The sequence below is a fragment of the Chryseobacterium sp. NFX27 genome, assembly GCF_049887855.1.
GTDB lineage: Bacteria > Bacteroidota > Bacteroidia > Flavobacteriales > Weeksellaceae > Chryseobacterium.
Map to the genome: position 1 here is coordinate 14,017 of NZ_JAGEKK010000014.1, position 12,415 is coordinate 26,431.

Here is a 12,415-nt window from a genome sequence, read left to right on the forward strand (position 1 = left end):
CGCTAATTCACAAATAATTCGTAATAAACTCTGTTTTTTGAAAATTATTTAACGAATAAAATAATATTCAAGAAAACCCATTATCAACAGCTTTTATCATTTCCGTAATTGGCTATTGTAAATCTTCTTACAAAAGCATCTGGTATCGTCAGGATTAATTTTGAGCTGAAAATCTAAATTAAAACAAAAAAAAGCCGCTCAAATGAGCGGCTCAATATTATAAATGAATCAAGGATTATTTACCTTCTTCCATTTTTCTTTTCAATTCTGCTAATGCATCGATATCTCCAAGAGTTGATCTTTCTTCGTTGTTTGAAGAAGATGTATTATTAGATCTGTTGTTAGAAGACTCTCTTACGTTTTTCTTCTCTTCGTCTCTAAAGATACCAGTATGAGATACTACTACTCTTTTGAACTCTTTGTTGAATTCGATTACTTTGAACTGAGCATCTTCACCTTTCTTGATTTTAGATCCATCTTCTTTCTCTAATAATCTTGATGGGCAGAAAGCTTCTACTTCTACGTCTTCAAACTGTACAGAAGCTCCTTTATCGTGAACTTCTACAGCTTTACCAGCGTGGATAGTACCTTCAGCATATTTAGTTTCGAATTTATCCCAAGGGTTTTCCTGAAGTTGTTTGTGACCTAGAGATAATCTTCTAGCCTGGATGTCAAGTTCTAGAACTACCACATCTAATTTATCACCAACTGCACAGAATTCAGATGGATGCTTGATTTTCTTAGTCCAAGAAAGATCAGAGATGTAGATTAATCCGTCGATACCTTCTTCTAACTCTACGAATACACCAAAGTTAGTGAAGTTTCTTACAGTTCCTACATGCTGAGATCCTACCGGATACTTAGCTTCGATATTTTCCCATGGATCTTTAGATAACTGCTTGATACCAAGAGAAATTTTTCTTTCTTCTCTGTCTAGTGTTAATACTTCAGCTTCTACTTCATCACCTACCTTCACGAAGTCTCCTGCAGATCTTAAGTGAGTAGACCAAGACATTTCAGAAACGTGGATTAATCCTTCTACACCTGGAGCGATTTCTACGAATGCACCATAGTCAGCAAGAACTACTACTTTTCCTTTTACTTTGTCACCAACTTTCATGTCAGCAGAAAGAGCATCCCAAGGATGAGCCTCTAATTGCTTCATACCTAACTGGATTCTTGTTTTCTCATCATCGAAATCAAGGATAACAACTTTCACAGTCTGTCCGTCCTCAAGGATTTCAGATGGGTGGTTCACTCTAGACCAAGAAAGGTCTGTAATGTGGATCAATCCATCAACACCTCCTAAGTCAATGAATACACCGTAAGAAGTAATATTCTTAACAGTACCTTCAAGAACCTGACCTTTTTCAAGCTGAGCAATGATTTCTTTTTTCTGACCTTCGATATCTGCTTCGATCAATGCTTTGTGAGATACTACTACGTTTTTGAACTCTGGGTTGATTTTCACAACTTTGAACTCCATAGTTTTACCTACGAACTGATCGTAATCTTTGATTGGCTTAACATCAATCTGAGAACCTGGTAAGAATGCTTCGATTCCGTGTACGTCAACGATCATACCTCCTTTAGTTCTAGACTTAACAAAACCGTTAACGATTTCTCCAGTTTCGTGAAGCTCGTTTACTCTATCCCAAGCTTTAAGCGTTCTAGCTTTTCTGTGAGATAACTGTAATTGTCCAGTTTTGTCTTCTCTTCTGTCTACCATTACTTCAACATCATCACCTACTTTCAGGCCTGGGTTGTAACGGAATTCGTTAAGAGAAATAACACCTTCTGATTTGAAATCGATGTCTACGATAGCTTCTTTATCCGTTAATCTTACAACTTTACCAGTGATAACGTCGTTATCATTTAAACTGCTAAGAGATCCGTTGTAGATTTCTTCTAAATCGCTCTTTTCTTTTCTAGCATCTGCATCAAGACCTGATTCGAATGAATCCCAATCAAATTGTTCCGGTGCTACGTTTTGGTTTAATAAAACCTCTGCTGAATTTGTCTCTTTTGACATTTTCTAATAAAATTTGTATTCCTTCTTTTTTAATGGTCTGAATAAATGTGGATCTAAAAAATACGGAAGTAATTAATTTTTAATAATTTACCTTTCAAACCTTTCACACAAAAAGTGGGTGCAAAGATACAACTATTTTTTAATATTAACAATGGATTTTCACCGTAGTTTCTTATTGTAAAAATCAAATAGAAATCCAAGCCTGGTGTAATACATTTGCCAGCTGAATTGTTTTAACAGAAGAGCCTGAGATAAATCAAACTCTCTAACAGTCAAAGTTATGTATAAAATATTTCTTTCAGTTTTAATCATTTTGCTTTCATATCACAACACCATACAAGCTTGTACTATTTTTTCCTGCTCAAGAGGAGGAGAAACATTTGCAGCCGCTAATGAAGATGATGTTACTCCTTTTACAAGGATCTGGTACAATCCTGCTACCAAAGACCGTTACGGATCCGTTTGTTTTGGAGCTCCCGATATGCAGGCTGCTGCTGCAATGAACGAATACGGACTTTTTTATGATTTTGCTGCGGCTAACTATGATCTAAGTAAATTAAATCTGAAAAACCCTTATAAAGGCGATCTGATGTGGGAAATACTAGGGAAATGCAAAACGGTAAAAGAAGCTATGGTCATCCTTAAGCAATACGATTATGCAATATCTGCTAAAGTTTTATTAGCCGATAAAGAGGGAAATTCTATCGTCATCACTCCCGGAGGCATCATAGAAAAGAAAGGCGATTTCCAGGTGAATTCAAACTGTAATATGATCAATGGAAAACTTTCATGCAGAAGACCTGATATTGCCAATGAAATGCTTTCCGGTTCTAAGGAAAACAATATCGATTTCCTGAAAAACATTTTGGACAAAACCCATCAGGAAGGAGAATTGAACACTTTATATTCTATGATCTGCGATCTCAAAAAAGGAATTATTTATGTTTATCTCTTTCACGATTACAATACGGCCTATAAAATTGATTTAAAATCTGAACTGAAAAAAGGCTACCACATAGAAAATCTTGCCGATCATTTTCCTGCTTCATTTGCCTATGAAAGCTTTTCCAAGAATCATTCCTTATATCTTAAAGAATCTATTTTTCAGGAAATGCAGGATAAAGGCACGGAAAGCACAATCGACCGGTATATTGCAGAAAGCGAAAAAGCAGATCCGAAAAATAAAAACCTGGATCCCGCTTTACTGGAAGTTGCCCTTCAGCTTATTAAATATTCATGGAACGAGCACAATAATGGCGCCATGTGGGATTACTGGTTCAGCAAACCTAATGGATACGATATCCAACCATACCAAGACAACAGGCTCACCTCCGCTGAAAAACTTTTAAAATATCTGTCAGCCAAAGAAGAAAAAGATCTCAAACTCCGTAATTTTATGTACGAAATGTCAGGTTTTATTAATATGACTCAAGGAAATAAAAGTATAGCAAAGGGGCTTTATGAAAAAGCTATAACCAATCCTGATGAAGCTTATCCTGTGACTTTATTAAGGGGAAAAGAGATGCTGAGCAGATTGAAATAGATGGCAGCTAGACGTTAGATTTCAGACATGAGATACTACATATGACTACTGGTGGCTTCGGGTGCCTCAGCCACCAGATATTTGTCCTTTATTCAATATTTCTGGATGTACATCCTTCAATTCTAAAACTCGAACTTGAATTCCCAAACCAGAAACCCTCAAACCCATTAACTCTAAGACTCTTTCACTCTCATACTCCTAACCGTAACTCAATAACTCTCCCACTCTAAGACCCTCAAACTTCCCGACTCCAAACTTGCTCTCTAAATTCATTATCTTTGCAAAATGGAATTAGAATCAATTTATCAAAAGCTGCAGATTCAGGATATGAATCAGATGCAGAAATCAACATATAAAACGACTGAAAACAATACGGATGTTGTTTTGCTGTCTCCTACCGGTTCAGGAAAAACACTTGCTTTTTTGTTTCCTGTTCTTCGAAACCTTAAAAAGGATGCTTCAGGAATCCAGGCATTGATTTTAGTTCCGGCAAGAGAACTGGCATTACAGATTGAACAGGTTTTTAAATCAATGGGAACAGATTTTAAAGTTTCTGTCTGCTACGGCGGTCATGATAAAAAAATTGAAGTCAATAATTTAATTGAAGCTCCGGCAGTTTTGATCGGAACCCCTGGCAGGGTTACCTATCATTTGAGAAACAACAACTTTGATCCCAAAACGATTAAAACTTTGGTTTTGGATGAGTTTGATAAGGCTTTGGAATTAGGTTTTCATGAAGATATGGAATACATTTCCGGTTCACTGACGGGCCTTTCCCAAAGAATTTTAACCTCAGCAACAGCGATGGATGAAATTCCAAAATTTACAGGCTTAAAAAATGAAAAGATCATAGATTTTCTAAAATTAAGCGAAGTAAAACCGGATATTCAGTTACGAAAAGTAATGACCATTTCTGAAGAGAAGCTGGACACCCTTTTTAATTTAATATGCAAGATCGGGAACAAAAGAACATTGATTTTCTGCAATCACCGTGAAGCTGTAGACCGTATTTCTGACCTTCTAGCTGAAAAAGGAATCGACAGAGAAACCTTCCACGGCGGAATGGAACAGGATGAAAGGGAACGTGCCCTTTTGAAATTCAGGAATGATTCTGCGAGAATTTTAATCACTACAGATCTGGCTTCCCGTGGTCTTGATGTTCCGGAAGTAGAATCCATTGTTCATTACCAGCTTCCTCCGAAAGAAGATGCTTTCATCCACAGAAACGGCCGTACAGCAAGAATGAATGCCAAAGGTTTTGCTTACCTGATCATGACTGAGGACGAAAATTTCCCATTCATTAAAAGCAATACACCGGAAGAGAGCGTAGCAGGATTTAATAAAGTTCCGGAGAAAACGCCTTTCCAGACGATTTATATCAGTGCCGGAAAAAAAGATAAAGTGAATAAAGTGGATATTGTAGGGTATCTTATTAAAAAAGGTGAACTTCAGAAAGAAGATATCGGTATCATTGAAGTGAAAGACACTACTTCTTATGTTGCGGTTTCCAGAAATAAAGTAAGCTTTGTTCTGAAGAAATTAAGCAATGAAAAACTGAAGGGCAAGAAAGTAAAAATGGAAGTGGCTTACTAATGTGAACCATTAAGTTAGTATTTAAGCTTTTAAGAATATTAAGAGAAGCCCGTTTTGGACTTCTCTTATTTATTAGTTATTGCTTCGTCGCTACGGCGTCGCCATGACATTTATTTCACTCCCTTTACTTTAGTAGGCAGCTTGTAAACAGATTTAGAGGCCGTAATAAACAGAATATCATTATTTTCCCCTCCAAAAGTTACATTAGACGTCCAGTCTTCTTCAATAGGAACATGATAAAGCTTTTTCCCGTGGCGGTTGAAAATATGAACTCCTTTTCCTGTCAGATAAAGATTTCCGTGTTTATCCAGGGTCATACCGTCTGAGCCCATTTCACAGAACAGTCTTTTCTCAGAAAGCTTTCCTTCACCAAGAATATCATAAACGTAGGTTTTCCCGGCATCGATATCTGAAACATAAAGCTTTTTAAATATTTCGCTTCCAACTATTCCGTTGGGCTGTACAAAAGTTTCAAGCTTAACCGTTTTGCCTTCTTTGGACCTGTAATAAAGGCTTTTATGAGAAATTTCCTGTTTAAAACCCTCCCAGTAATCCCTTTCATACAAAGGATCTGTAAAATACATTCCGCCGGATGAATCATTCCAGATATCATTAGGTCCGTTCAGTCTTTTTCCCTGGAAACCTTTCAGGATCACTTCTACTTTTTTATCTTTTGAAATTTTCCAGATCTCACCCTGATCATCAGAACAGGTAATGAGATTTCCGTCCTTATCAAAATGAGTACCGTTTGCCCTGCCCGTTTTTTCTAAAAACTCTATAATTTTATTGGTTTTCCAGTCCCAATAATAGATTTTGTCGTTGGGCTGATCAGTGAAATAAACATTTCCATGTTGATCCGAAGACGGTCCTTCTGTAAAACTGAACTGATCCGAAATCTTCTCCGGGTGTACACCTTCATAAAACATTTTGTTATAATTTACTGATTGACAGTTTACCAATGCGAAAACCAAACCAATTACGCTTATCTGACCTATCTTTTTCATTCTCCATTTATTTAAACACTGCAAGTTACAATATCAGTTATAACCTCCCAATATATTTACTCAAATTGATATAATAAAATCCAAAACAAAAATGTCTTAATTGTCCTATTTTTGAAGCAGATGGTATTAGTTGAAAAATAGTTTTATCCGGACCTTTGCTAAGGTAAGATCAACACTATTTTCTCCTCTTAAAAACTGACTGAAAAAACAGTTTGATCCAGCCTCAAAATATCACCTTAATACTTTTTAACTTAACAAAAGTACCGCAATGAGTGCAGAATCAAGCAGCGACAAATTTGTAGAATTTGAAAATGAGACGTTTAGAAATTCAGTAGGAACCATGGATGAAACGGGGAAAAGGAAATGGGTATTTCCCCGGAAGCCAAAAGGAAAGTATACCAACTACAGGAACTACGCAAGTTTTCTCATGCTGGCTATATTTTTCGGACTTCCATTTGTAAAGATCAACGGCAATCCTTTTCTTCTGATCAATGTGATCGACAGGAGGTTTTTCATCCTCGGACAGCCCTTTTACCTGCAGGATTTCTTTATTCTTGCATTGGGAGCGGTAACTTCCGTGATCTTCGTTATGCTGTTTACGGTAGTCTTCGGAAGAATATTCTGTGGATGGCTGTGCCCACAGACACTTTTTATGGAAATGGTATTCCGAAAAATTGAATATTTGATAGAAGGTGACAGAAATAAGCAGATGAAGCTGGACAGACAGGAATGGAATGCTGAAAAAATCAGAAAAAGAATCCTGAAGTGGTCTGTTTTTGCATTAATCTCACTAATCATTGCCCATTTCATGTTCATGTACATTGTAGGATACGAACAGGTATTCCGGATCATGCTGGAAGGACCGGAAGAGCATTCTATGAAATTCCTTGTGATGATATTTTTCACGGTGACGTTTTACTTTGTTTTCGCATGGCTCCGCGAGCAGGTCTGTACTTTGGTCTGTCCGTACGGAAGACTTCAGGGCGTATTGATCGACAAGCAGACCATTAATGTTTATTATGACTTCAAAAGAGGTGAAAACCGCTCAAAATGGAGAAACAATGAAGACCGTAAAGCCACAGGAAAAGGAGACTGTATAGACTGTCATCAGTGTGTTGTGGTGTGCCCTACAGGAATCGATATCAGAAACGGACAGCAGCTGGAATGTGTCAACTGTACAGCCTGCATCGATGCCTGTGATGAGGTAATGGAGAAAGTAGGTCTTCCAAAGGGACTGATCCGCTATGCAACGGAAGCAGAAATTGAAAACCGGGAAACATTTAAGTTTACCTCAAGAATGAAAGCTACCACAGTATTTTTAGCTCTGCTGATCGGGTTTTTGGGATTCTTAATGTATGACCGCGGATCTATGGAAGCTAAATTCATCAAACCGGCAGGCTCCACGTTCTTTATTAAAGACGGTAAGATCACGAATACGTTTATTTATACGCTTTTAAATAAATCCAACGAGAAGAAGACCCTGACTATTAAAGTAATGAGTCCTGCTCATGCAGAGATCACTCATTTCGGCTCTGAAAAGATCATTCTGAAAGGTGACGAGATCCTGAAAGGAAATATCAATATTACATTCCCGGAAGATGATATTAAATTTTCGAAACAGAATATGGTGATTGGTGTTTTTGATGAAAAAGGAGAAATGCTGGATTCTTTTGAGACAACATTTGAAGGACCGTTTAAACTTTTGTTGTAGGGAGAATCTAGACTCAGATTTCAGACTGGAGACAGGCGATATGAAATTGATATTAAGGATTTTGCTAAACTCCCAGCTTCGGTCGTTATCTCTCTTTCTTTTAAATTTAAAATTTTAAACCTTGTATTTTCTCATAAACTGAGTAGGAGTCATTCCGGAGCATTTCCGGAATACTCTTACAAAGTAGGAATATTCTTCATAGCCTAGTCTGAAAGCAATTTCCACAAGGCTTTCATCAAGATACATCAGCATTCTTTTCGCTTCCAGTACAACTCTTTCTGTAATAACATCGGTTGCTGTTTTCTGAACCACGGTCTGTGCTATTCTGTTCAGGTGTTTGGGCGTAATTCCTAACAATGATGCATAATAAGAGATTGATTTCTGTTCAGTAAAATGCTGTTCTATCAGGTTTTCAAAATCCTGATAATGTTTAAAATAAGAAAGACTCGCGGAAGAATCATGACGGTCAATTTCTTTTGAAAACAGCCTTGCTGAGTTAATAAAAATATGAGACATTAGTGAAAGAATCAATCCTTCTTTCATAAGGTTCTGTGACTGATGCTCTCTTCCCAACTCGTGAAATAATGCTTTGTTTTTTATCCGTTCATCAGGATCCAGCTGCAGTTTCCTGGGAAAAGACACGGAACCGAAAAACGGAAAGTTTCTTAGTTTCTGATTCACATAATGCATTTCGTAAAACTCCTGCGAACAAAAGAAAATATACCCGTCAATATCTTCTGAAAGCTCCCAGCTGTGGATTTGTCCGGGTGAGAGAAAGAAAAGACTACCTTCAGAAACATCATATTTTTGAAAATCGATCTCATGAATCCCCTGGCCTTTGGTAAAAAGGACAGCAGCATAGAAATCGTGCCGGTGGGGCTTTTCAATATGCCGGTGCCCTACCACCAGATGTTCTTTCATCGTATTGAAATAAAAATGGGAAGTATTTCTGCCGGATTGGAAAAGGTCAATATGAAGAACGGAGATAGAATTCATTACTGATAATATGCAGGCGTAGTTATTGTATAAAAGTACTGTAAAAAGAGAAAAAAAACAAGTTTCATAAAAAGACAGGTTTTAATCAATTCCTTATCCGGAAATTTTTGATATTATCTGGAATAGATGAATAGAAGCTGTATAATTTGCATCCGAGGTTAAAAAATTTTTATCTTTGGCTTTTAGGATTTGTAACAATGAAAATAAATTTACCTGACAAACTGTATTATTCCATTGGAGAGGTTGCAAAAGCTTTCGATGTAAACACCTCATTAATACGTTATTGGGAGCAGGAATTTCCTATTATCAAGCCTAAAAAGAACAAAAAAGGAAACCGTTACTTTACTCCTGAAGATATCAAAAACCTGCAGATGATCTACCATCTGGTCAAGGAAAAAGGCTATACGCTGGATGGAGCAAGGATTGCTCTGACGACCAACAGTAAAATTTCTGAAACCGTTACCATCATTGACCGTCTTGAATTTATAAAAGCTGAACTTCAGAAACTCAAGGCTTCACTGGCGGACAGAGATTCCGAATAATTTTATATTTTTTTTAGAATTTCTATTTTGGAGCAGATTCTGTTCCTGTTTCGGCATTTCGCTATAGTACTTTCCACAACAATGTAACTTGTTGATTTTAAGTATCCTTAAAATTATTTTAGCATAGAATATATTTCAATTTATTTTATCAAGTAATTGTATTGAATTTACTTGATAAAACTACCGTTTCTGCTTTTCATCATTGCTTCGGCTTGTTTTTATTGATAAGTTTACTTGATGATGAGAAAAAATTATTACCAGAAACTGGCATTCATGGGAATGCTTTTGATCGTCCTTTTGGCTTTTCAGAAATATACCAGCCGGGGGAAAGAAGATTTTCCTGAGGTAAAATTCATTACGGAAAGTTCTGCCACTCTCAACCTGACTGATTTTGATCCTAATGATCTGGATGCAAAACAGTGGATGCATTTAGGATTTTCTGAAAAGCAGGTCTCTACGATCCTGAATTACAAAAAAATTGTGGGAGGTGAATTTACTTCAAAAGAGCAGCTCAAAAAATGCTATGCAATTTCTGAGGGAAAATTCACTGAGCTGAAATCTTTCATTCTACTTCCTGAAAACGGTAAAGACCGCCACTTTGAAAAGTTTAAAACTAATGATAAAAAGGAAATTTATGTTTCTAAAAAATTCAATCCTGATGGTCTTTCTGCTTCGGAATGGATGAAGATGGGTTTCAGTGAAAAGCAGGCTGAAGCTATATTAAAATACAGGAATTATCTGGGCGGAAGTTTCGTAAGTAAGGAAAAATTCAAGGAATGTTTTATCATCTCTTCAGAAAATTACAGCAAGCTGGAGCCCTATATACTGCTTCCGGTAAAAACACCTGATAATTTTAGAAAGTCCGGTCATCAGTACGCTATAAAACCCACCATTCAATACCATTCATTTGACCCTAATACTTTAGATCTGGATGGATGGAAAGGTTTAGGGTTCTCTGAAAAACAGGCCAATACGATTATCAATTACAGGGACCGAAATCTCAGAGGAAGCTTCAAATCACCTGAAGATATAAAGAAATGTTTTGTTATTTCTCCGGAAAAGTTTCAGGAATTAAGTCCTTATATAAAACTCAATCCGAATACGAATCTGGTTCAAAAACAGGAAACTGATTTTTCAAAAATTGATTTAAATATGATCACATTCAAGCAGTTGCTGGAATTTGGTCTGGATGAAAAAAGTGCCGGATCTATGATCGGTTTCAGAAGAAAGCTGAGAGGTTTTGTCAATAAACAACAAATTTTAGACACCTATAATATTGATAAAAATTTGGTTCAAAAATTAATTTCTATTGCTCCGCTGGATATTTCAAATGTTCCTAAATATTCTTTAACAGAAGCCCCTGAAGAATGGCTGAAAGATCATCCCTACTTCAAATATTCTGCGGATAAGATCATATTCTACCGGACTACCTACACGGATGATAAGAAAATACTCAAGCTTTTAAAATTAAAGCCTGAGTATGAAGAGAGAATGAAATTATATTTAAAATAAGCGGAAACCTATAGTAAAACTACCCAAAACAATAACGGCAGTTTTGGATAGTTTCTGATCAGACATATTACTTAAGTTTTAGTGATGCATGTAGCTGCCGGGACCATTGGTTCCTTCAATTGATTCGGGTAGTATTCCATATTTTGTCCGTAAATCGACGGTACCCAATGTTTTTCCGGTCTCGATTTCAATGACACTGATGGTGCCGGAGTTTAAGTTAGGAATATTCAACAGGTTATTTTGGACTGCTACAACTTCTTTTCCTTTTTTGGTTTTAAAGAAAACCATATGATGTGCTCCTTTATCTGCGGTAAGGGTTTTTAAAAGCTTTAGTTGGGGAAGATTACTGATATCAAAAACCAAAACTTTTCCAGGATCTGCAAAACTTACATAAAGCTTGCTGTTATCATCAATGTACATTTCGAGTGCCCAGCCTAATCCCTGTGTACTTCCTTCAAATATTTTACTAAAAGCATCATACTTCTTGGTGGCAGCATTGTATGGAGCAATCCAGATATCACCACCTAGCATTGTCGTTGCAAGGGCATATTGTGGAAATTTTCCACGCAGCAACAGAACCTCGACAGGACTTGACATATCCGTTTGTGAGTCTGCTACCAGATAGGTCTCTTTTAATTCATAGGTATTCATATCTAATAAAGTACACGTATTTCCCATTCCGGTAGTAAGATCCGGGTGAATGGTTGAGGTGACCATCATGATTCCTTTTTCCTCATTAACAGAAATACCATGCGGGTACATAATAAATTGATTGGGATTGCTTTGAACCGGTGCTTTAATAGTTTTGATAAGCTGGTTGTTATTGGCGTTAAAAACACCTATACTCCCATCTTTTGGTCCTCCTGCCCCTCCCATAAAAGTCATAAAATATCTTCCATCATTGGTAAAAAACAAATTTTCGCCTACTGTATTCTCACCTGTATCAATAGGCGTTGCATTAACTAATTTGGGTTGTCCGTTTTTATCTTTTTCCGTTTTTATCTGGTAAAGATAACTCCCTCCTAAAGCAGTGGTAAATAGTTTGTTTGCACCCTGATTATAATAAAGATGATGAGGCAGGACACCTACGCCCAATTCTAGTTTGCTGCTGATATGTCCAAAATTTGGGGCTTCAGGATCCAGTTCAATTACGGCTATTCCATCTGGTAATCCTTTCAAACTTCTATAGTCAATGTAAAAAGAAGAATCATGCGGAAGATCTGAATTATGGTTATCATTTTGACAATTAGAAAATGCTATTAAAATAACAAGAGAAAGCAGATTAAATTTTAATTTCATGGTTTTTTAGTTTTAATAGTTATTATTATAAATATAATATATTTTCACTAACAAACTAAAAATATTACACCAATGTGTGAGTATTATTAAACAGTAACATTTTAAATATTGTCTATTATTTTTCTTCAGATAGATTATCCGGAAATAGAAGTTGTAATTTGTTTAACAAAAAAGATATAAAAA

At 36.4% G+C, this 12,415-nt stretch carries 9 protein-coding genes; 5 read left to right on the forward strand and 4 right to left on the reverse strand.

From position 1 onward, the window contains the following. Window positions 1–235: 235 nt before the first annotated feature. On the reverse strand, window positions 236–2,032 hold the full coding sequence (gene rpsA / locus J4Q03_RS15215) for a 30S ribosomal protein S1 (protein ID WP_426048984.1): 1,797 nt from the start codon (window positions 2,030–2,032) through the stop codon (window positions 236–238). Between the two features lie 280 nt (window positions 2,033–2,312). Here rpsA and J4Q03_RS15220 point away from each other — a divergent pair, with 280 nt between their 5' ends. Beyond that, on the forward strand, window positions 2,313–3,575 hold the full coding sequence (locus J4Q03_RS15220; protein ID WP_426048985.1) for a hypothetical protein: 1,263 nt from the start codon (window positions 2,313–2,315) through the stop codon (window positions 3,573–3,575). A 285-nt stretch (window positions 3,576–3,860) separates the two neighbouring features. Further along, a complete protein-coding gene (locus J4Q03_RS15225; protein WP_426048986.1) occupies window positions 3,861–5,168 on the forward strand; it encodes a DEAD/DEAH box helicase in 1,308 nt (435 codons plus the stop codon). 110 nt (window positions 5,169–5,278) lie between these two features. On the opposite strand, the gene J4Q03_RS15230 is transcribed toward J4Q03_RS15225, so the two are convergent. After that, complete coding sequence (locus J4Q03_RS15230) at window positions 5,279–6,172, reverse strand: SMP-30/gluconolactonase/LRE family protein (protein WP_426048987.1); 894 nt, start codon at window positions 6,170–6,172, stop codon at window positions 5,279–5,281. 268 nt (window positions 6,173–6,440) lie between these two features. Between J4Q03_RS15230 and ccoG the strand changes: the two genes are divergently transcribed. Further along, on the forward strand, window positions 6,441–7,883 hold the full coding sequence (gene ccoG / locus J4Q03_RS15235) for a cytochrome c oxidase accessory protein CcoG (protein WP_426048988.1): 1,443 nt from the start codon (window positions 6,441–6,443) through the stop codon (window positions 7,881–7,883). A 114-nt stretch (window positions 7,884–7,997) separates the two neighbouring features. Here ccoG and J4Q03_RS15240 read toward each other — a convergent pair whose 3' ends face one another. Beyond that, window positions 7,998–8,879: an AraC family transcriptional regulator gene (locus J4Q03_RS15240; RefSeq protein WP_426048989.1), complete on the reverse strand. Its 882-nt coding sequence runs from the start codon at window positions 8,877–8,879 to the stop codon at window positions 7,998–8,000. A gap of 197 nt (window positions 8,880–9,076) precedes the next feature. Between J4Q03_RS15240 and J4Q03_RS15245 the strand changes: the two genes are divergently transcribed. Both J4Q03_RS15245 and J4Q03_RS15250 read left to right on the forward strand, forming a co-directional pair. Further along, a complete protein-coding gene (locus J4Q03_RS15245; RefSeq protein WP_034704939.1) occupies window positions 9,077–9,421 on the forward strand; it encodes a MerR family transcriptional regulator in 345 nt (114 codons plus the stop codon). A 240-nt stretch (window positions 9,422–9,661) separates the two neighbouring features. Further along, on the forward strand, window positions 9,662–10,933 hold the full coding sequence (locus J4Q03_RS15250) for a hypothetical protein (RefSeq protein WP_426049057.1): 1,272 nt from the start codon (window positions 9,662–9,664) through the stop codon (window positions 10,931–10,933). Between the two features lie 78 nt (window positions 10,934–11,011). Here the strand turns inward: J4Q03_RS15250 and J4Q03_RS15255 are convergent, their stop codons facing one another. Beyond that, window positions 11,012–12,232, reverse strand: a complete 1,221-nt coding sequence (locus J4Q03_RS15255) for a YncE family protein (RefSeq protein ID WP_426048990.1) — start codon at window positions 12,230–12,232, stop codon at window positions 11,012–11,014. Window positions 12,233–12,415 lie beyond the last annotated feature (183 nt).